Origin of the sequence: Streptomyces sp. NBC_01296, assembly GCF_035984415.1 — a bacterium.
In the GTDB taxonomy this organism is placed as follows: Bacteria; Actinomycetota; Actinomycetes; order Streptomycetales; family Streptomycetaceae; genus Streptomyces.
On the sequence record NZ_CP130720.1, the window covers coordinates 5,005,016 to 5,025,594 of the forward strand.

17 protein-coding genes are annotated in these 20,579 nt (G+C 72.4%); 7 read left to right on the top strand and 10 right to left on the bottom strand.

Annotated elements, in window-relative coordinates; all coding sequences use genetic code 11:
• Positions 1 to 74 precede the first annotated feature (74 nt).
• Together OG299_RS22790 and OG299_RS22795 are read left to right on the top strand one after the other, a co-directional pair.
• The gene (locus OG299_RS22790; RefSeq protein WP_266628312.1) at positions 75 to 2,489 is read left to right on the top strand and encodes a protein serine/threonine kinase AfsK; all 2,415 of its coding nucleotides are present in this window, start codon (positions 75 to 77) and stop codon (positions 2,487 to 2,489) included.
• A 56-nt stretch (positions 2,490 to 2,545) separates the two neighbouring features.
• Positions 2,546 to 3,043 carry a peptidylprolyl isomerase gene (locus OG299_RS22795; RefSeq protein WP_266628313.1) on the top strand — a complete coding sequence of 166 codons (498 nt, stop codon included), beginning with the start codon at positions 2,546 to 2,548 and terminating at the stop codon, positions 3,041 to 3,043.
• A 76-nt stretch (positions 3,044 to 3,119) separates the two neighbouring features.
• Here OG299_RS22795 and OG299_RS22800 read toward each other — a convergent pair whose 3' ends face one another.
• Genes OG299_RS22800 through OG299_RS22815 form a run of 4 tightly spaced genes read right to left on the bottom strand, consistent with a single transcriptional unit; the run spans position 3,120 to position 5,942 of the window.
• Positions 3,120 to 3,599, bottom strand: a complete 480-nt coding sequence (locus OG299_RS22800; protein WP_327362439.1) for a hypothetical protein — start codon at positions 3,597 to 3,599, stop codon at positions 3,120 to 3,122.
• Between the two features lie 26 nt (positions 3,600 to 3,625).
• Complete coding sequence (locus OG299_RS22805) at positions 3,626 to 4,120, bottom strand: hypothetical protein (protein ID WP_327362440.1); 495 nt, start codon at positions 4,118 to 4,120, stop codon at positions 3,626 to 3,628.
• 29 nt (positions 4,121 to 4,149) lie between these two features.
• Entirely contained in the window at positions 4,150 to 5,457 is a 1,308-nt protein-coding gene (locus tag OG299_RS22810) for a hypothetical protein (RefSeq protein WP_266628317.1), read from the bottom strand.
• Positions 5,457 to 5,942 (bottom strand): hypothetical protein, encoded by a 486-nt coding sequence (locus tag OG299_RS22815; protein ID WP_266628319.1) that lies wholly within the window; start codon positions 5,940 to 5,942, stop codon positions 5,457 to 5,459. The genes OG299_RS22810 and OG299_RS22815 overlap by 1 nt, the downstream gene beginning before the upstream one ends.
• A gap of 127 nt (positions 5,943 to 6,069) precedes the next feature.
• On the opposite strand from OG299_RS22815, the gene OG299_RS22820 reads away from it, so the two are divergent.
• Positions 6,070 to 6,552 carry a hypothetical protein gene (locus tag OG299_RS22820; RefSeq protein WP_327362441.1) on the top strand — a complete coding sequence of 161 codons (483 nt, stop codon included), beginning with the start codon at positions 6,070 to 6,072 and terminating at the stop codon, positions 6,550 to 6,552.
• A 37-nt stretch (positions 6,553 to 6,589) separates the two neighbouring features.
• Here OG299_RS22820 and OG299_RS22825 read toward each other — a convergent pair whose 3' ends face one another.
• From OG299_RS22825 to OG299_RS22835, 3 genes are all read right to left on the bottom strand, one after another.
• Positions 6,590 to 7,366, bottom strand: coding sequence for an enoyl-CoA hydratase/isomerase family protein (locus OG299_RS22825; protein WP_327362442.1), 777 nt, complete (start codon positions 7,364 to 7,366; stop codon positions 6,590 to 6,592).
• The gene (locus OG299_RS22830; RefSeq protein ID WP_266633460.1) at positions 7,363 to 7,788 is read right to left on the bottom strand and encodes a Zn-ribbon domain-containing OB-fold protein; all 426 of its coding nucleotides are present in this window, start codon (positions 7,786 to 7,788) and stop codon (positions 7,363 to 7,365) included. Before OG299_RS22830 ends, OG299_RS22825 begins: the two co-directional genes overlap by 4 nt.
• Before the next feature lie 103 nt (positions 7,789 to 7,891).
• On the bottom strand, positions 7,892 to 9,043 hold the full coding sequence (locus OG299_RS22835; protein WP_266628325.1) for a lipid-transfer protein: 1,152 nt from the start codon (positions 9,041 to 9,043) through the stop codon (positions 7,892 to 7,894).
• 86 nt (positions 9,044 to 9,129) lie between these two features.
• Here OG299_RS22835 and OG299_RS22840 point away from each other — a divergent pair, with 86 nt between their 5' ends.
• Both OG299_RS22840 and OG299_RS22845 read left to right on the top strand, forming a co-directional pair.
• Positions 9,130 to 10,746: a FadD3 family acyl-CoA ligase gene (locus OG299_RS22840; RefSeq protein ID WP_327362443.1), complete on the top strand. Its 1,617-nt coding sequence runs from the start codon at positions 9,130 to 9,132 to the stop codon at positions 10,744 to 10,746.
• Between the two features lie 219 nt (positions 10,747 to 10,965).
• Entirely contained in the window at positions 10,966 to 13,704 is a 2,739-nt protein-coding gene (locus OG299_RS22845; RefSeq protein WP_327362445.1) for an OmpL47-type beta-barrel domain-containing protein, read from the top strand.
• Between the two features lie 52 nt (positions 13,705 to 13,756).
• Here OG299_RS22845 and OG299_RS22850 read toward each other — a convergent pair whose 3' ends face one another.
• The 3 genes from OG299_RS22850 to OG299_RS22860 form a co-directional block, all read right to left on the bottom strand.
• Positions 13,757 to 14,482 (bottom strand): class I SAM-dependent methyltransferase, encoded by a 726-nt coding sequence (locus OG299_RS22850; RefSeq protein ID WP_266628331.1) that lies wholly within the window; start codon positions 14,480 to 14,482, stop codon positions 13,757 to 13,759.
• A gap of 229 nt (positions 14,483 to 14,711) precedes the next feature.
• Positions 14,712 to 14,939, bottom strand: coding sequence for a hypothetical protein (locus tag OG299_RS22855; protein WP_266628333.1), 228 nt, complete (start codon positions 14,937 to 14,939; stop codon positions 14,712 to 14,714).
• A 173-nt stretch (positions 14,940 to 15,112) separates the two neighbouring features.
• Positions 15,113 to 18,259 (bottom strand): SARP-family global regulator AfsR, encoded by a 3,147-nt coding sequence (locus OG299_RS22860; RefSeq protein ID WP_327362446.1) that lies wholly within the window; start codon positions 18,257 to 18,259, stop codon positions 15,113 to 15,115.
• 143 nt (positions 18,260 to 18,402) lie between these two features.
• Between OG299_RS22860 and OG299_RS22865 the strand changes: the two genes are divergently transcribed.
• Positions 18,403 to 19,623, top strand: a complete 1,221-nt coding sequence (locus OG299_RS22865) for an amidohydrolase family protein (protein WP_266628337.1) — start codon at positions 18,403 to 18,405, stop codon at positions 19,621 to 19,623.
• Between the two features lie 111 nt (positions 19,624 to 19,734).
• Entirely contained in the window at positions 19,735 to 20,568 is an 834-nt protein-coding gene (locus tag OG299_RS22870; RefSeq protein ID WP_327362447.1) for a trypsin-like serine peptidase, read from the top strand.
• Positions 20,569 to 20,579 lie beyond the last annotated feature (11 nt).

Here is a 20,579-nt window from a genome sequence, read left to right on the forward strand (position 1 = left end):
GGCCGACCGCCGTGCCGGCGCGCGTGCAGGTGGGAACGGGCCCGGCAAGGACCCGTACGGGGATTGTGAGGCGAGTGGTGGAGCAGCTGACGCAGCACGACCCGAGACGGATCGGCCCCTTCGAGGTGCTGGGACGGCTCGGCGCCGGCGGCATGGGGCTGGTCTATCTCGCGCGGTCGGCATCCGGACGCCGGGTGGCGATCAAGACGGTGCGGACCGAGCTCGCCGAGGACCAGCTGTTCCGGGTCCGCTTCACCCGTGAGGTGGAGGCGGCGCGCGCCGTGTCCGGCTTCTACACCGCGGCCGTGGTCGACGCCGATCCGCGCGCCGCCGTGCCGTGGCTGGCGACCGCGTACGTCCCGGCGCCCTCCCTGGAGGAGATCGTCAACGAGTGCGGGCCGATGCCCGCCCAGGCCGTACGGTGGCTCGCCGCCGGCATCGCCGAGGCCCTGCAGTCCATCCACGGCGCCGGCCTCGTCCACCGCGACCTGAAGCCGTCCAACGTGCTCGTCGTCGAGGACGGCCCGCGCGTGATCGACTTCGGCATCGCCAGCGGCGTCTCGAACACCCGCCTGACCATGACGAACGTCGCCGTCGGCACGCCCGCGTACATGTCGCCCGAGCAGGCGAAGGACTCGCGCAGCGTCAAGGGCGCCAGCGACGTCTTCTCGCTCGGCTCGACCCTCGTCTTCGCCGCGACCGGGCATCCGCCGTACCACGGGGCCAACCCGGTGGAGACGGTGTTCATGCTGCTGCGCGACGAGCCCAACCTGGAGGGGCTCCCGGACGAGCTGCGGCCGCTGATCGACTCCTGCATGCAGATGGACGCCACCCAGCGCCCGACCCCGGCCGACCTGCAGGCGCAGCTCGCCCCGCACCTCTTCGACGGCGGCGACGACAGCGGTACCGCCTCGGCGTGGCTGCCGGGCCGGGCCGTCGCGATGATCGAGGCCCGGCGGGCGGGGCAGCGTACGGCGGCCGCGCCCGTCCCGGCGCCCGGCCGCCCTGCGGGGCGCGCCGCCGAGGCCGCCACGCACCGCCGCGAGCCGCGCGGCGGCGCCGACCCGTGGGTCGACCCGCGGACCGGCCAGGCCGTGCCGCAGCGCCCGCAGCACCCGCCGAGGCCGACGTCCCCTGCGCCGTCCCCCGCGCCGTCCGGCGAGCCGGTACGCCTCGGGGGCTCCCCCGTGCCGATCGGGCCCGGGCCGCGCGCGAGCGCCTCGGCGCCCGCGGCGCCCGCCGCCGCCTCGGCGACCGGCTGGGTCCGCCCGCCGGGCGGTGTGGCGGCCGCCGCACCGGCCCCGGCCTCCTCCGCGGTGTCGGCCGTGGTGCCCAGCCCCGGCGCGGCCCCGGACAGCGGCCGCTGGCGGCCGTGGCGCTTCCGCATGTCGAACGAGGTCTGGGGGACCCCGACCGTCGCCGGAGACCTGCTGTACGTGACCTCCTTCGAGGTGCACGCGCTGGACGTGGCCAGCGGCCGCCGCCAGTTCAAGACCCGCGACGTCGCCTGGTCCATGGCCGTCGCGGACGGCCGCATCCACGCCTCCGACGGCCCCTCCCTCTACGCGCTCGACGCCTCCGACGGCTCCGAGCGCTGGCGGCTGAACGCCGACGCCTGGGTGTACGCCCTGCGCGCCGAGCGGGGCACCGTCGTCACCGCCACGCGCGGGGGCGGCGTACAGGGCTGGGAGGCCTCCAACGGCCAGAAGCTGTGGGAGCTGACCGGCGCCCAGAGCGATTTCGAGACCCCGGAGGCGGCTCCCGTCCTGCACGACGGCACGGTGTACGTGTGGCAGGACGCGCGGCTGCGCGCCCTGGACGCCCGCAGCGGCCGTGAGGCCTGGTCGTACCCGGTCGGCGACGCGGCCTCCTGCGGCAACGTCCCGGTCCGGGTCACCCCGGCCCCGGACGGCAACGTCTACATCGCCGCCGGCACCCGCGTGCTGTCCGTGGACCGGGCCTCGGGCCGGGTCCGCTGGCACTTCGAGGCCCCCGCGGTCTTCCTGGCCGCCCCTGCCTTCGCGCCCGGCGCGGCGGTCACGGGCGGCGGGGTCTACCTCGCCGACTACCTGGGCACGGTCTACGCCCTGGACGCGGCCACCGGCAGCGACCGCTGGCGCATCGCCACCGAGCCGCGGCCGTCCTCGGACCCGGTGGTGGTAGCGAACGGCAACGTCCACCTCGGCGCGGGCAGCGCCCTGTACACGCTCGACGCGGTCACCGGCACCCCGAAGTGGCGCTTCGCCGCGGGCGGCGAGATCACCGGCCTGCCGGCGGTCGCGGACGGCCGGGTGCACTTCGGCTCGGCCGACCACTGCCTGTACACCCTGGACGCTGCGGGCGGCCAGCTGCGCTGGAAGCTGGCCACGGGCGGCGAGATCACGGGCGCCCCGGTGGCCGAGGCGGGCGTGGTCTACGCATGCAGCAAGGACCGCTGCGTGTACGCCCTGGACGCCGCCAAGGGAACGGGGACCCGTACGGCCGGGTGAGGGTTTTCGGGCCCCTCCGGGTCGCGTGCGGCACCGGGAGTGACAGGATGGACCCCATGAGCAACGTTTACTTCGACATCAACATCGACGGCAAGCCCGCCGGCCGCATCGAGTTCGCCCTCTTCGACGAGGTCGTCCCGCAGACCGCGAAGAACTTCCGCGAGCTGGCCACCGGCCAGCACGGGTTCGGCTACGCGGGCTCGCCGTTCCACCGCGTCATCCCGCAGTTCATGCTGCAGGGTGGCGACTTCACCAACCAGAACGGCACCGGCGGCAAGAGCATCTACGGCGAGAAGTTCGCCGACGAGAACTTCAAGCTGAAGCACGACCGCCCGTACCTGCTGTCGATGGCGAACGCCGGCCGCAACACCAACGGCTCGCAGTTCTTCATCACCACCGTCGTCACCCCGTGGCTGGACGGCAAGCACGTCGTCTTCGGCGAGGTCGTCAAGGGCTCCGAGCTCGTCGACGCGATCGAGAAGCTCGGCACCCCCTCGGGCGCCACTCGCGGCAAGATCGAGATCGCCGCCTCGGGCGTCGTCGAAGCGGTCTGATCCGCCTGCACCACCCGCCGTACCGGCTGGTCGGCCCCGCCCCCTTCACCGGGGGTCGGGGCCGCCGCCATGTCGCTCAGAGTTTGTACACTCCGCGCCACGTCCAGCCCGACTCGAGGACCGCGTCGCGCAGGGGGTTCTTCATGTCCCGGGTGTCGAGGCTGAAGGTCTCGACCTTGTGCCTGCGGCCGTCGGGCCCCTTCTTGTAAGTCCATTCCTTGTGGATCGAGCGCATCGGTCCACGGCCGCGCTCGCGCCCCACGGTCAGCGTGGGCGGATCCCCGGCCCGCGTCACCGACCACTGTTCGTCCATGGCCCGCACCACGCGTTCCGTGGGGAGCGGGCGCATCCAGACCTTGAGGGTCCGCTCCACCTGCCGGCGGGACACGCCGGAGCCCCACGCGGGCTCGAGGATCCGCCACTCCGCCAGCAGCCCGGACCCCGCGGCTTCGCGCACGCTGAACGGCACACCCGTGCCGTTCAGCGCGAGCAGCGCGCTCTGGAGCTCCGTGGTGGGGATCGCCGTGACGCCGCTGTCGGGGTACCTGGTGCCCATGTACCTGTCCCGGATGCGGCCCATCGCTAGGCCGCTTCCCCGCTGTCCGGACGGACGGTGCGCACGAAGTCCTGGAAGTCTCCCAGGATGTCGTCGTGCTGGGCTGCGGTGGCGGTCAGAGCCAGCCGGATCACGGCCCGCTTGTGCGGATCCTCGATGTCCGTCATGGTCAGGTACACCTGGGTTTGGACGAGGTCGCGGCGGGTGTCGCCGGTGACGGCCGTAAAGGTCAACCGCTGGGTCAGGGCGAGGGCGTCGTCGGGGCCGACCTCCCGGCGGCGGGAGACCACCACGGACTCGGCGACCTGGCGCAGGCGCTCCGCCGACTTGTCGGCGATCACGTCCAACGTCACCTCGTCCAGCGGGAAGCCGCCGTCGATGGTGATGTTGGCAGTGAACCCGGCGTCCGGCTGCGGATGTACCGCGGCGAAGGCCACGCCCGGGTCCATCCCCTCGGGGTGGGCCGGAAGCCAGCCTTCGGGCAGGCGGAACGCGATCGGTACCGGCAGTGTTGTGGGCATGTCGAGCCCTCCTTCCACGGAGTAGTAGATCAGTCGAACCAGCTGCCGACTTCGTGGGCCATGTCGCCGACGGTGTCGGCCACGTCACCGGCGGCTTTGGCCACCTTGCCGGGATTGACGGTGATCTCGAGTCCCACGGCGCCGCCGAAGACGGGCGAGAGCCCTGCCTTGCCGCCGATCTTGTAATCGCCGGTCTTGTCGTCCTTCTTGTAGCCCCACCAGGCTTCCGCACCGGGACCGGCCCATCCCTCGGCCGTCAGGCCGACGCCGATCCCGGCGGTCTCCGTACCCGCGGCGAGCGTGCCCTTCGCCCCGGCGAACGCCTTGGCGCCGACGGTCGCCTCTTCCCTGGTCGCCTTGGCGTTGACCCCGGCCTCGGCGCCGACGAACCCCTCGGCTCGCCCGTAGACACTCTGGTTCCCGTGCTCCGCCCGGCCCTCGGCCAAGGCCCGCAGTCCCGCGGACGCCTCGGCCTTGGCCACGAATCCCTTGTCGGTGAGACCGTAGTTCCCGGTGGCTCTGGCGCCTTCGTAGACGTCGGTGATCCCGGAGAGGTGCATCGGACCCAGGTCCGTCGATCCCTGCGCCGTCGCGTGCCAGAGGTCGGCGTACGCCTTGATCGAGCCCTCCTTGCCGTACTTGGTCCCGGAGATGCTGAAGCCGGCGTCGGGCCCGGTGAACGTGGTGCCGTCGGGCTTCTTCGCGGGCTCCGGCTTGTCCGGCGTCCCGGCCTTCGCCAGGGTGGTCTCGGGGTGGGCGTTGAACCCGGTGAGCGATTCGTCCGCGCCCTTGCCGAAAGCGTCCCTGTTGCTGTCGGCGGATGCGTGGCCGAGGGCGGTCTTGACGCTCTGGTCGACTTCGTCGAAGGCCTTGACCCGGTCGTCGATGTGCTGCTGCCACTTGGTGACCGCGTCGCTGATCGCCTTCTGGCCGTCGGGGTCGTGGTGGTAGGCGCTGCGCTCGGCGGGCGTGAGCTTGGCGTAGTCGAAGGCGACGCGGCCCTGCTCCGAGACCGTCATGCCGGCGGCTACCGCGTCGTCGCGCGCGCTTTCGAGCTTCTTCTTCAGATCGGTGAACTTCTCGTGCGCCTCCCGCAAGAGGCCGGCGATGGCTTTCGCCTCGGCTTGCGCGGCGGTGTACTCGTAGCGGGTTGCCTTGAAGCTCGTGTGGGCGGTCCCGGCGCTGACGCCGGACCAACTGTCGCCCATGGTGATCTTCTGGACGGTGTCGCCGTAGCGGGTCTCGACCTTCTTGAACTCGCCGGCCATCTCGTCCCACTTGCCGGCGGCCGTCGACAACAGGCCCAGGTCCGTGGTCATGACCTCGTGGTAGTTCATCACCGCGGATCTCCCGACAGCCCGTTCAGCTTCGAATTCGAGGTCAGGAACTGGTTGCCCAGGCCGGTGTCGTTCCCCACGAAGAGGCCCGTGGCCCCGCGCAGTGCGGTCTTCTCCGCCGCCAGGCGGCTCATCAGGTTCTTCACCTGCTGGTCCCACCGCTCCGCCAGCTTCTGCAGGCCCGCGGCCGTCTCCCAGCCGTCGAAGCCCTTCCGGGCGGCGCTGGTGGCGTCGTCCGCGTGGTCGCCGGCCTTCTTCGTGTGGGGCTCCAGCTCGGTCTCGATCGTGCCGGCCGCGGCTTTCTTCTCGGCCGGCGTCGAGGCGAAGTCGCCGCCCCCCTTGCCCGGAGCGAACGGCCCGTACACGGGCGGAGCCGATGCCCCGCCCGATGGCTCCGGCGGCACGTGGTTGAGCCGCATGCCCACCAGTTCGTCCGGGCTTGCCGTGCCCGCGAGGTCCCGCTCATGGCCTGAATCCACTGACATGTTGGATCTCCCCCGTTGGAAGGCCCCGATCATATGCATGACAGGCAACGCCGGGCCCGGCGGTCCTGCCCGCCGCGGTCCAAGGCTGATAGCGTGGCGCGCCGTTGTCAGGGAAGGGGTTCGGGCCATGGTGGCTGGACGGCGCATCAGGTTCACCGCGGTGCTGGTGGGCGTCGTGTTCGCGCTCACCGGTTTCTCGTCGAGCGGGCACGGGCACGGCTCGAAGAGCAAGGGCAGCGGCAGCGGCGGCGGATGCTCCAGCTCGAAGAAGAAGAGCACCTACCACAGCAACAACAACAGCAACAACAGCAACGGCGGCGGGAAGTCGACGCCGTCGCCCAGCAAGAGCGCCGGCCCGCCCGCCCACGCCCAGGTCGTCACCTGCGCCGGCCCCGGCAGCCCGAAGGCCGTCCTCAGGGTGACTTCCGACGTGGACAAGCAGGGCACCGTAGATGTCCCGATGACCTTCGAGGGCGCGAACGGCGTCGTCGACCGGACCTCCGTCCGCGTCACGCTCAAGGCCCGCGAGACCCAGACCGTCACCGCCCCGATGATCCACGACGACAAGGCGGCGGACGTGAAGACCTGCGTCGTCGGCCGGATCGACTAGCAGCAGGCGCGGCCGACGCAGCAGGCGCGCACGCCGCTCAGCGCACCCGCGGCTCCGGGGCCGCCCGGCGCCCCGTGAACAGGTCCGCCTGCCGCTCCGGGGAGAGGTTCCCCAGCGAGATCAGCGCCGGGGCCTGGGCCAGCGCCTGCTGCAGCGCCGCCTGCTTCGCCGACCACAGGGCCCGTACGGTGCCCTGTACCGCCTCCGTCGGGTACCCGGCCAGGGTCTGCGCCGCCCGCAGCGCCGCCGGGAGCAGCTCCTCGGGGGCCGTCAGCTCCGAGACCAGGCCGATCTCGTACGCCCGCTGCGCGGAGAGCCGCTCCGCCGTCCCCATCAGGGACATCCGGGCGGCCTCCCCGAAGGGCATCCGCTGCGCCATGTACACGGCCTCGTACGCGCTGACCATCCCGTACGTCGTGTGCGGGTCGAAGTACGTCGCGGTCGAGGAGGAGACGATGAACTCCGATTCGCCCAGCAGGTAGAACGCCCCGCCGCACGCCATGCCGTTGACGGCGGCGACCACCGGCTTCCACAGGTCGTTCGCCTTCGGGCCGACGGACAGCAGCGGGTCGTCGACCGAGTACGGGGAGGGCGGCTGCGGGACCTCCACCCCGCGGTCGATGCCCGTACAGAAGGCCGCCCGTCCTGCGCCGGTCAGCACGACCGCCCGTACGTCGTCCTCGTGGCGGAACTCCCGCCACACCGCCGCCAGTTCGGCGGCCGTCGCCAGGTCGATCGCATTGTGCCTGCGCTCCCGGTCCAGGGTGACGACCGCGACCCCGGCCGCCTTGTCCCGCTCCACCCGTACGGTCACGGCTTCTCCAGCACCCAGCGCGGCACGGTCATCCCGCCGGTCTCGGTGAACACCACCTGGACCCGGGCGCCGATGCGCAGCCGGGCCGGGTCCACCGAGTTCAGCGGGGCGCCGGGGGAGGCGACCAGGTTCCCGGCGAGGCGGATGTGCGGGGCGTCGGCGAGCTCCACGAGGATCACGTTGTAGGGGGCCTGCGCGGCGTACGCGGGGAGCAGCGGCGGGTGCGGCCGTACGTAGGACCAGATGCGGCCGCGGCCGCTCATCGGCAGCCACTCGGAGTCGAACGACTGGCAGTGCGGGCAGCAGGGTCTGGGCGGGAAGCGGAGCCGGCCGCACGCGGTGCAGGCCTGGACGCGGAGTTCGCCCTGGGCGGCGTACTCCCAGAACGGGGCGCCGTCCTCGTCGGGAACGGGCAGGAGCAGCTGGTCGGCCGTGGCCGTGGCGGTTGCGCCGGCCGTTGCGCCGGCCGTGGCCGTGGCCGGAGGCGTCGCCGGTGCCGGGGTCGTCGTCATGGTCGCTCGCTCCTCAGGCTCGCAGCAGGATCGCGGACGTCGGGACACCCTCGCCCGCGGTCACCAGACAGGTCGCGGCGTCCGGCACCTGGGCGGTGGAGATTCCCCGCAGCTGCTTGACGCCCTCGTTGATCAGGTTGAAGCCGTGCACGTACGCCTCGGACAGACCGCCGCCCCCGGTGTTGATCGGGAGCCGGCCGCCGATCTCCAGGGACCCGCCCTCGGTGAACGCGGCGCCCTCGCCGCGCCCGCAGAAGCCGTAGCCCTCCAGGGAGAGCGGGATCAACGGGGTGAAGGCGTCGTAGATCTGGGCCACGTCCACGTCCTGCGGCCCGAAGTCGGCCTGCTTCCACAGGTGCCGGGCGGCGGTCCAGGCGGGGCCGGACAGCGGGTCGTCGTTCCAGTAGTTGACCATGCCGTGGTGCTGGGCGGGCAGCCCCTGGGCGACGGAGTGGACGTACACCGGCTTCTGGCGGCAGTCGCGGGCCCGCTCCGCGGAAACGATCACGCAGGCCAGCGCCCCGTCGGTCTCCAGGCAGTTGTCGAAGAGGCAGAGCGGGTCGCTGATCATGCGGGCGGTCATGTACATCTCGCGGGTCAGCGGGCGTTCGTACATCATCGCGGCCGGGTTCTCGTTGGCCCGGTTGCGGCAGGCCATGGCGACGTTGAAGAGGTGGTCGCGGGTGGCGCCGTACTCGTGCATGTACCGGCGGGCCAGCATGCCGATCTCGTCGGCCGGCCGCAGCAGCCCGAAGGGGCGGGTCCACTGGCCGGGGGTGGGCAGCTGGACGGCCGTGTTCTTCCAGGGGCGCGGGCCCGAGCCGCGTTTGCGCGAGCGCCAGGCGACGCCGACGCTCGCCTGGCCGGTGGCGACGGCGGCCGCGAGGTGGCCGACGGTGGCGCAGGAACCGCCGCCGCCGTAGCCGATCTTGGAGAAGAAGGTGACGTCGCCGGCGCCGATGGCCTTGGCGACCTCGACCTCGTCGGTCTCCTCCATCGTGTAGGAGGAGAAGGCGTCGACCTCGGCAGGGGCGATCCCGGCGTCCGCGAGGGCGGCCAGGATCGCACGGCAGGCCAATTCCTTCTCGGACTCGGGGAGCCGTTTGGCAAAGGCGGTCTGGCCGATCCCGACTATCGCCGTAGCGTCCTTGAGTGTTGCCGCCATCGCCACCTCCGGGGCTGCACCAGTACTGACAGCCGCGAAGGCTACAGCTAATCTGACGGATAGTCAGCTACTGGGAGGGGTGTGCGATGAGCGAAGACGTGCGGGGGGATCTGCGCTGGGGCAGCATCGCCGGACTGGTGCGCGCGGCCGCCGGACGGTACGCCGACCGCGAGGCCGTCGTCGACGGCCGCGTCCGCATCAGCTACGCGCAGCTCGGCGAGCGCGTGGAGCGCGCCGCGGCCGCCGCCATCGCCGCCGGGGTCGAGCCGGGGGACCGGGTCGCCGTCTGGGCCCCCAACACCCTGGAGTGGATCGTCTGCGCACTCGGCGCCGTCTCGGCGGGCGCCGTCCTCGTCCCCCTCAACACCCGTTTCAAAGGCACGGAAGCCGCGTACGTCCTGCGGCGCAGCCGGGCCCGGCTCCTCTTCGTCACCGGCACCTTCCTCGGCACCTCGTACGTCGCCTCCCTGCGCAGGGCCGCCGCCGAAGGGGAGGGCGGCCGCGGCCCGCTGCCCGGGCTGCCGCACCTCGAGCAGGTCGTCGTCCTCGCCGAGGACGCCCCCCAGGACTTCCGCACCTGGAAGGACTTCCTGGCCGGCGGGGACGGCGTCGGCGCCGAGACCGTGCGCGAGCGCGCCGAGTCGATCCGCCCCGAGGCCCCCTCCGACATCATCTTCACCTCAGGCACCACCGGCAGCCCCAAGGGCGCCGTCATCACCCACGCCCAGTCCCTGCGCTGCTACGACGTCTGGAGCGAGCTCGCCGGACTGCGCGAGGGCGACCGCTACCTGATCGTGAACCCCTTCTTCCACACCTTCGGCTACAAGGCCGGCATCATCGCCTGCCTGATGCGCGGGGCCACGATGGTCCCGCAGCCCGTCTTCAACGTGGACACCGTCCTCGCCAACATCGCCGCCGAGCGGATCTCCGTACTCCCCGGCCCGCCCACCCTCCACCAGTCGCTCCTCGACCACCCCCAGCGCGACCACCACGACCTGTCCGCCCTCCGCCTGGTCGTCACCGGCGCCGCCGTCGTCCCGCTCCGGCTCGTCGAGCGGCTGCGCGGCGAACTGCACATCTCCACCGTGCTCACCGCGTACGGGCTCTCCGAAGCCAGCGGCATCGTCACGATGTGCCGCCGCGGCGACCCGGCCGAGACCATCGCCTCCACCTCGGGACGGGCCATCCCCGACACCCAGGTGAAGATCGCCGACCAGCACGGGTACGCCCAGCTCGCCGGGACGGCGGGCGAAGTGTGGGTCCGCGGACACCACGTCATGCAGGGCTACTTCGAGGACCCGGCCGAGACCGCCGCGGCCGTCACCCCCGACGGCTGGCTGCGCACCGGCGACGTCGGGGTCCTCGACACCGACGGCAACCTGCGCATCACCGACCGGATCAAGGACATGTTCATCGTCGGCGGGTTCAACGCCTACCCCGCCGAGATCGAACAACTCCTCGGCCTGCACCCGGACATCGCGGACGTCGCGGTCGTCGGCGTCCCCGACCCCCGCCTCGGCGAGGTCGGCAAGGCGTACGCGGTCCGCCGGCCGGGCTCCACCCTCACGGCCGACGACCTGATCGCCTGGTCCCGCCGGGAGATGGCCAACTACAAGGTCCCGCGCACCGTCGAGTTCGTCACCGAACTACCCCGCAACGCGAGCGGAAAGGTCCTGAAGCGGGAGCTGCGCGAAGCGAAGTAGACCGAAGTGGACCGAAGCGGACCGAAGTGGGCCGGAAGGGGGAAGTGTCGGCAACCCCTGCCGCAGACCGAGACCGGCGGCGGGTCCGTCCGGTAGATAGCCGGTCGTGATCATCGGCTACCGCAGGACCACGACCGCCCGCTGCCGATCCGCCGGCGGGACCGTACTTCCGACCAGGGCTGAAGGGGGGAGCCCGTGTCGTCGAGACGGATTCTCCGAGTGAACCGACACCTGATGCGCGCCGCGCGAGGCTGGCCGCGTGCGCTGCTCCTCGCCCTCGCGGTGACGCTCACCGCCGCCGCGCCGACGGCCGCCGCGCCGGCCGAGCCACGGCCCAGCGCCCCGCCCTCGGCCGGCGTCCCCTCGCCCTCGGGAGGCGAGGGGACGCTGTCGCGGGCCGAGGTGAAGAAGCGTGTGGACGTGCGGGCGCTGCCCCGGCCCAAGCGCACCGCCGAGCCGCAGGCGCGGCCCAACCTCACCCCTCCGAAGCGGCGGGCGCCCGTGGGACCGATGCGACAGCCGAGCCTGCCGGTCACCACCGCGCTGCTGACTCCGAAGGGCGCGACGGCGCCGAAGGCGGTGCCTTCCTCGGCCGTCGTGGAGCGGCTGAAGACGTTCCCCACACTCGGGAACGTCGACACCATCACCCCCTCCGACACCAATCTCGCGGTCGGGCCCACCTACATCGTCCAGGTCGTGAATCGGTCCGGCCAGATCTACGACAAGGCCGGCAGCGCGGTGGGCACGCCCTTCGACCTGGGCGCCTTCTTCGGATTCGCGGCGGACACGGGTGGGGATCCGCGGGTGCACTACGACGCGGGGTCCGGCCGGTTCTTCGCCTCGTACGAGGGGATCTTCTCGAACGGCGACGAGGTCGACGTCGCGGTCAGCGACAGCTCCGACCCCCGGGGGCACTGGACCGTCTACAACATCGGGAGCAACGCCGCCGACATCCAGCAGGACCGGCCGCTGCTCGGATACAGCAACGACAAGGTCACGCTGAGCTGGAACAACTTCGATCTCGACGCCCCCGAGGAAGAGGGGTTCCTGGGCGCGGTGAACGTGGTCGTCAACAAGGCGGACCTGCTGGCCGGCGGCACGATCAACTTCACGACGTTCGCACAGGACACCAGCCTGGACGACACCGTCCCCGCCACCTCGCTGTCGGCGATCAACGACCAGCTCTCGATGAAGCACGACGGCACCAATGTGACGGTGTCCACGATCACCGGCGTGCCCGGCGTCAGCGCGGTCAACCGCACCCTGAACACCATCGCCATCGGGACCGCCGACCCCCCGCCGCTCGCGGTCCAGCCGGCCGGGGGTGATGCCACCATCAACACCAACGACGGCCGGATGCTCTCGGTCGCCTGGCAGAACAACCACCTGTGGGGCGTCTTCAACGTCAGCTGCACCCCCCTGGGCGACACCGCGGTCCACACCTGCCAGCGCTACATCCAGATCGCGACCGGCGGCGGCCAGAGCCTGGCGACCAACCTCGATCTCGGCCTCGTGGGCGGAGACATCTACTACGGCTCGTTGACCCTGAACGACGAGGACGACCTGTTCTCGGGCTTCACCGCGTCCTCGTCCACGATGTTCGCCACGGCCGTCGCGATCGGAGTACCGGGCGGCAACTTCCCGGCCACCACGTTCGGCGACTTCTACGCCGCGGGCACGGAGGCCTTCGCATGCCGCTGCAACGGCGACAGCCGCTGGGGCGACTACTCGGGCACCGCGCGCGACCCGAGCAACCCCAAGGACGTCTGGACGGTCCAGCAGATCGGAGCCACCGGCAACACCGGGATCTTCGGCGGCGACTGGGGCACCGCGATGGACCGCGTCACGCTGTCCCCGCCGACCGTCACGAGCGTCACCCCGAACCACGCCCCCGAACTGGCCCAGTGCGTGAACACCGTGACCGTGCGCGGCACCGAGTTCCCGACGAGCGGCACCACCGTCCGCTTCGGCTCCGCGGCGGCCGCGAACGTGAACGTCATCGGACCGGAGGAACTGACCGCGCAAGTGCCCCCGCAGGCACGCGGCACGGTGGACGTCACCGTGACCACGCCCAACGGCACCAGCCCGATCACCGCCGCCGACCGGTTCACGTACGACCCGGACGCGACCGCGCCGACCGTCACGGCGAGCATCTCGCCCGCACCGAACGGCGCCGGCTGGAACACCACCAGCCCTGCCACCGTCACCATCAGCGCCGCTGACGGTTCCTGCGGCTCCGGCATCCAGAAGATCACCTACAGCGCGAGCGGCGCCCAGCCCATCGGATCCACCGACGTGTCCGGCGGGGGCGCCTCCGTTCCGATCACGACGAACGGCGTGACCACGGTGACGTACGCCGCCACCGACAACGCCGGGAACACCTCCGCGCCGCAGACGATCACGGTGCGGCTCGACACGGTGGCGCCGTCGATCACCATCGTCCGCCCGGCGGCCGGCACCTACCTGTACCGCCAGTCGGTCACCGCGTCCTACGCGTGTACGGACGCCACCTCCGGAGTGGCGAGCTGCACCGGCACGGTGGCGAACGGCAGCCCGGTCGACACCTCGACGCTGGGCTCGCACACGTTCACCGTCAACGCCAAGGACGTCGCAACGAACCCGTCCACCAAGAGCGTCACGTACACCGTCGCCTACCGGATCTGCCTGCTCTACGACCCGAACCGGCCGGTCCGCCTGCTCGGCCAGGTCGTGATCTCCCTGCGGATCTGCGACGCGAACGGCAACAACCTCTCCGGCCCCGGCATCACGGTGACGGCCACCCGGATCACCGGCCCCGTCACGAGGACGGTCGGCGCCCGGATGCTCTACAGCTCGCTGAGCTCCGGCTACAGCCTTCCCGTCAGCACGCGGGGGCTGCCGAACGGCAACTACAACCTCGAGTTCACCATCAGCGGAGCGGACACCACGACCCACGTGGCGCCCTTCACCCTGCGCTGAGCCCCGGTTCCCATCGGCCCGGCCCCGGACTCGCGGGCCGGGCCGATGCGCGTCAGGGCTTGCGGGCCAGGAGCAGCCGCCAGCGGGGGGTTCCGTCGTCCTGTCGGCCGAAGGGCTCCAGCGGGAGGGTCTCCACCGTGAAGCCGGCCGCGCGGAGGTCGGCCCGGACGCCGCCCAGCGGGAAGGTGCGGTAGTACATGACGAACGGCGGCCGCCACACGGCGTTGCGCACCCGCATCGCGGCGTCGAAGCCCGCCACCGCCCACCACACCGGGGAGGTCGGCGGGATCGGCGCCCCGATCGGGAAGGCGAAGACGCCGCCCGGGCGCAGCGCGGCGTGGACGCCGGCGAAGAGGGCGGGCCGCTCGGCCGGCAGGAAGTGCCCGAAGGCCCCGAAGCTGACGGCCAGGTCGTACGAGCCGGCCAGCTCGGGCGGCAGCGCCCGCGCGTCGGCCCGTACGAGGTCGATGCGCTCGTCGGGGTGCGCCCGCGCGGCCTCGGCCAGCATGCCCGCGCTCAGATCCACCCCGGTCACCCGGTCCCGGCACAGCCGCCGCAGCATCCCCAGCCCCGCGCCGGTCCCGCAGCACACGTCCAGCCCGTCCCCGAAGGAGCCTTCGTACTGGGCGAGCGTCTCCTCGACCGCGTCGAGCATGCGGTCCGGGGTGCGGAACGGGGTCTGGTCGAACTTGGGCGAGAGCAGGTCGTACCCGCGCTCGACGGACGAGAGGGCCTGCACGGCGAGCTCGCGGACGGTCGGTCCCTGGGAAGTGAACACGAGCCCAGCCTAATGACACGGCCCCGGCCAGGTGGGGGACGCAGGCGACGGCGGCCGCGGTGGCTCCCCCTCCGGGCCACCGCGACCGCCGTCCTTGTTGTGCTCCCCCGTCGGTCCCCCCGTGACCTCCGTCGGGACCCCGTATCCCCCGTGGTCCCTCCGTTGGTCCCGGTCCCCCGTATCCCCCGTGGGACCGTCCCCCCGTCCCCCGTATCCCCCGTGGGACGTTCTACGGACGCGGGCCGGACGCGTGGTTGTCCAGCGTCACGATCTCCTCGTCCGAAGCCTTCTTGTCGAGCGGTTTGATCTCGATGCCGGAGGCGTGATTGTCCATCGGCGTGATGTCGACGCCCGGTGCAAGGCTGTCGTCGAGCGGCTTGATCTCGATGCCGGACGCGTGGTTGTCCATCGGCTTGATGTCGCCGTCGTTCGGCAGGATGTTCTCGTTCGTCGTCATCGGTTCTCCTGATGGATGGGTCGGGCCCGTTCGGCGATTCCCCCGCGGACCGCCGAACGGGCGGTCCTCCAGCCGACTCTCACGCCCCCCGACGCGGTGAGTCGATGTACCTATCGTGGCGGGCGGCGATAAACGAACGATGAATGCCTCGTTCATCCGCCGATCGGTGCAGCTCAGGCCGCTATCTCGGAAGCCAGCAGGGCCTGGACCTCGGCCAGTTCGGCCGACTTCAGCTGCTTGAAGACGACCTCGGCATCCCGCCAGCACACCCGCGCCCGGTCCCGCTGCCCCAGCCGGCGCAGCGCCTTGCCCAGCACCGTCAGCACGGTCGCCCGCCGCCACTCCCCGCCGATGCCGCGCAGCGCGATGGCCTGCTCGGCGTGCGCGGCGGCCAGCGTGGGCCGGTGCGCGGCCAGGTGGGCCACGGCGAGCCGGAAGTGCGTCACGCCCTCCCACAGCGGCTGCCGGTTGTCGTGGAACAGCGAGAGCGCCTCGGTGAGCTGCGTCTGCGCCTCACCGAGCCGGCCGGCCTGGGTGAGGGCGATGCCGAGCGCGTAGCGGCCATTGGCCAGGCGCAGGGTCAGGCCCATCCGGTCGTATATGGCGATGCCCTGCTCGGCGAGGTCGATGGCGCTCGTCAGCCGGCCCAGTTCGACGTGGATCCGGGAGAGGTTGCACAGCGCGCTGGCCTCGCCGATGTGGTTGCCGTCGGCGCGGAAGTTCTCGATGGCCTCCAGCAGGTACCGCTCGCCGTCGGCGTGCCGGCCCTGGTAGAGGGCGATGATCCCGCGGTCGTTGGGCGCCCAGCAGCTGGGCAGCGGGTCGCCGGCCTCGCGGGCCAGGACCATCGCCTGCCGGGCCTCGTCGTCGGCCTCGTCGAACCGGCCCGCGACCAGGTGGACGTTGGTGAGCGTGGTCCGGGCCCGGCCCTCCGCGTGCGGGTCCTTCGCGGCGTGCGCGGCGTCGCGCAGGGCCATGGCGGCGGACTCGTACTGCTTGGAGTTGGCCCCCGACTCGGCGAGGTCCTTGGCCGCCCACAGCAGGTCCACGGCCCGGCGCAGCACGTCCGCCTGCCCGGTCGAGCGCACGGAGGCCTGCCGCACGCACGCCAGCAGCGGGTCCGCCTCGGCGTAGAGCCAGTCCAGGGCGGCGCGCGGCTCGGCGAAGCACAGGCCGGGGTAGCGGGTGGCGGACAGGTGCGCGGGGAGCCGGTCGCCGGGGCGCTCCACCGCGTACACCGCGGAGGCGGTGGCGAGGTAGAAGTCCAGCAGCCGGTCCAGGGCGGCGTCCCGCCCGCTCGGCGGCTGCTCGTCGCGGTCCGCGCAGGCGCGGGCGTAGAGGCGTACGAGGTCGTGGAAGCGGTAGCGGCCGGGCGCGGCCGATTCGAGGAGGGAGCAGTCCACTAAGGCTTCGAGGAGGTCCTCGGTGTCGTGCTCGGGCCGGTCGAGTACGGCGGCTGCCGCGGCCAGCGAGATGTCGGGGCCGTCGGCGAGGCCGAGGAGGCGGAACGCGCGCTGCTGGGCGGGCTCGAGCTGGCCGTAGCCGAGCTCGAAGGTGGCCTTGACGGCGAGGTCGCCGGCCTGGAGCTCGTCGAGGCGGCGGCGCTCGTCGGCGAGCTTCGCGGCGAGGACGGAGACGGTCCAGGTGCGGCGCGCGGCCAGCCGGGAGGCGGCGATGCGGATGGCGAGCGGCAGGAAGCCGCAGGCGCCGACCACGTCGAGGGCGGCCTGGCGCTCGGCGCCGACCCGCTCCGCGCCCACGATCAGGGTGAACAGCTGGAGGGCCTCCTCGGGGCTCATCACGTCGAGGTCGACGAGATGGGCCCCGGCGAGGCCCGCCATGCGGACCCGGCTGGTGACGAGGGCGGCGCAGCCCGCGGTGCCCGGCAGCAGCGGGCGGACCTGGGCGGCGTCGCGGGCGTTGTCGAGCAGGACCAGGACGCGGCGGCCGTCGAGCGTGGAGCGGTAGAGCGCGGCCCGCTCGGCGGCGGTGTCCGGGATGGCCGTGTCGGGGGTGCCGAGGGCGCGCAGGAACGAGCCGAGGACGGCGACGGGCTCGGCGGGCCGCGGCTCGGTGCCCTGGAGGTCGACGTAGAGCTGGCCGTCGGGGAAGTGCGGGCGGGCGGCGTGCGCGACGTGCACGGCGAGGGTGGTCTTGCCGACGCCGCCGATCCCGGCGAGCGCGGAGACGGCCATGACCTGGCTCCCGACGCCGGACAGGATCTCGCCGAGCTCGTTGACGAAGGTGGCGCGGCCGGTGAAGTCGGCGACGGTGGCGGGCAATTGGGCGGGCCTCACGTGTGCGGGCGCGGCGGCCGGGGCCGGGTCTTCGGCGCGGGCGAGTTCGGCGTCCGCGCGCAGGATGCGCTGCTGGAGCGCGGAGAGTTCGGGCCGGGGGTCGACGCCGAGTTCGTCGGCGAGGAGCCGGCGGGTGTCGGCGTACACGGCGAGGGCCTCGGCCTGCCGGCCGCTGCGGTACAGGGCGAGCATGAGGAGCTCGCGCAGGCGTTCCTGCAGCGGGTGCGCGGCGGTGAGGGCGGTCAGCTCGGAGACGGCCTCGGCATGGTGGCCGAGCTCGAGGTCGAGGTCGAGGCGGGTCTCGAGCAGCTGGAGGTGCCATTCGGCGAGCCGGGTGCGCTCGGTCTCGGCGTGCGGTCCGGGGACCCCGGCGAGCGGTTCGCCGTCCCACAGGTCGAGGGCGCGGGCGAGCAGCGTACGGGCGAGGGTGCGGTCGCCGGCGGTGCGGGCCCGGTCGGCGTCGGCGGCGAGGCTGCGGGCGACGCCGAGGTCGAGGGCGCCGGCGGGGGTGCGGATGGCGTAGCCGCCGGACTCGCTGACGAGCATGCCGGGCGCGAGGACCTTGCGCAGGCGGGAGGCGTACGTACGGATGGTGGCGAGGGCCTGCTGGGGCGGGTCCTCGCCCCAGATGGCGTCGATCAGCTCGGGCGCGGTGGCGGTACGGCCGCCGCGCAGCAGGAGCGCGGCGAGCAGGGCGCGCTGCTGGGGGGTGCCGGAGGGCAGCACCTCGCTGCCGCGCCAGGCGCGGATGGGCCCGAGGACGGCGAAGCGGGTGGCGGTGGGGGCGGGAGCGGGGTGCGCGTCGTCGGCGCCGGTCACGTCCGGGTCGGCGGGGGACGCGGCGCCCGGCGTGCGGGCCGAAGCGGCGGGCGCAGTACCGGCAGGGGCACCGCCCGCGGTGTCCGGCGCGTCGGCGGGACTGCCGGGCCGGATCCCCGCCGTGGCGTCCGGCGCGGCAGCGGAGTGGCGCCGGGCTGCCTCGGGGTGGTTCCGCTGGTGCGGGATGGCCGGTATGCCGTCCATCTGTCGTCCCCCCTGCCTTCCGTCGGTGTAAGGGCCAGTCTGCCCTGTGTTGCGCTTACCCGTCAGCCCGTGTCGGACCGATCGCTTCCCAATCGCCGTCCAAGTAGCTGACGGTTCGTCAGATTGACGCTACCGTGGGAGCCATGGAGACCTTCCCGAAGATCATCTCGGTGGACGACCACACGGTTGAGCCTCCCCACGTCTGGCGGGACCGGCTCCCGTCCAAATACCAGGACACCGGCCCCCGGATCGTCCGCGCCCCCTTGAAGGAAATGACCTTCCTCGGCGGCAAGTTCGCCCCCGTGATGGGCGCCAGGGGAGACGACGGTCCGATCGGCGACTGGTGGGTCTACGAAGACCTGCACCGCCCCCTCACCCGGCTCGATACCGCCGTCGGCTACGACCGCGACGAGATCAAGCTGGAGGTGATCACGTACGAGCAGATGCGCCCGGGGTCCTTCTCGGTTCCCGAACGCCTCGCGGACATGGACGTCAACCACGTCCAGTCGGCGCTCTGCTTCCCGACTTTCCCGCGCTTCTGCGGCCAGACCTTCACCGAAGCCAAGGACCGCGAGCTCGGCCTGCTCGGCGTACGGGCCTACAACGACTGGATGGTGGAGGAGTGGTGCGGCCCGGACGCCCGCGGCCGCCTGATCCCCCTCACCCTCATCCCGCTGTGGGACGCCCGGCTGGCCGCCGCCGAGGTCCGCCGCAACGCGGCGCGCGGCGTGCGCGCGGTCGCCTTCTCCGAGATACCCCCGCACCTGGGGCTGCCCTCCGTCCACACCGACGAGTGGGACCCCTTCCTCGAGGCGTGCAACGAGACCGGCACGGTCATCGCCATGCACATCGGCTCCTCGTCGCGCATGCCGTCCACCTCGGCGGACGCGCCGCCCGCCGTCGGCTCCACCATCACCTTCGCCAACTGCTGCTTCTCGATGGTCGACTGGCTGATGAGCGGCAAGTTCGAACGCTTCCCGAACCTCAAGATCATGTACGCGGAGGGCCAGATCGGCTGGATCCCGTACATCCTGGAACGCGCGAACGTGGTCTGGGAGGAGAACCGCGCCTGGGGCGGCGTCGCGGAGAAGGTGCTGCGCCCGCCGTCGGAGCTCTTCGCGGAGCACGTCTTCGGATGTTTCTTCGACGACCCCTTCGGGCTGAAGAACCTGGAGTCGATCGGCGTGGCCAACGTCCTCTACGAGACGGACTACCCCCACTCGGACTCGACCTGGCCGAAGTCGCGGGAGGTGGGAGAGGCCCAGATGTCCCACCTCGCGCCGGACGTGGTGGACCGCATCGTGCGCGGCAACGCGATCGACCTCCTCGGCCTGACGCCGGAAGGCCTGTGGGCGGGCGCGTAAGCGGGAGCGTGGGCGGGCGCGTGGGCGGGCGCGTTGGCGGGAGCCCGGGGGTCCCCTTGCGGCGAAGGCGAACATCAAGGCATGCTTCGCCGGAGCAAAGTAGGAGGGGCGGTGGCGGTGGACAAGCGGACCGTGGTGACCGGGGTGTTGTGCGCGGTGGCGGCGCTGGGCGCGTCCGCTGCCATGACGAAGGTGGTGCCGGCTTCGGAGGGCGGTTCGGCCCCGCACGTCAAGGCAGCGGCCCCGGCCAAGCCTTCACCGAGCCCGTCTTCACGATCGCAAGCGGCGAAGCAGCCGCAGTTGAACACCTCGGGCACGCCCCGGCCCGGCAGCCCCGCCGCCTTCACCGGGGCCCTGTTCGAAGGCGGCGTGCAGGGGGACCACTTCTGCACCGCCACCGTGGTGCACAGCCCGGGGAAGAACCTGATCGTCACCGCCGGGCACTGTCTGCTCGCCGGGAAGGCCGGCGACGGGGGCGCGATCTTCGCACCCGCGTACGCGAACGGCGGAGCCCCGTACGGCGCTTGGACGATCGAGGAGGTCTTCGAGGACCCCCGCTGGGCCGAGGGCACGGACGACGACTACGACCTCGCCTTCGCCCGCCTCGCCCCGGACGCCGCCGGCCGCAACATCGAGGACGTCACGGGCGCGGCCACCCTGGACACCACGGGCCGCACGGGCGAGGAGATCACCGTCACCGGCTACCCGGCGGACCGCAAGGTACCGCGCACGTGCACGGCGTCGGCGATCCGCGAGACCGAGGCGGAGCAGCGCTTCGACTGCGCGGACTTCCCGGGCGGCACGAGCGGCAGCGCCTGGCTCGCGAAGGACGGCAAGATCATCGGGATCCTGACGGGCGGCGACACGGACGACGTGTCGACGAGCACGATCCTGGGCGAGTACGCGGCGACGCTGTACGCGAAGGCGACCTCCGCGGCCCGGTGAGCCGCGGCGGC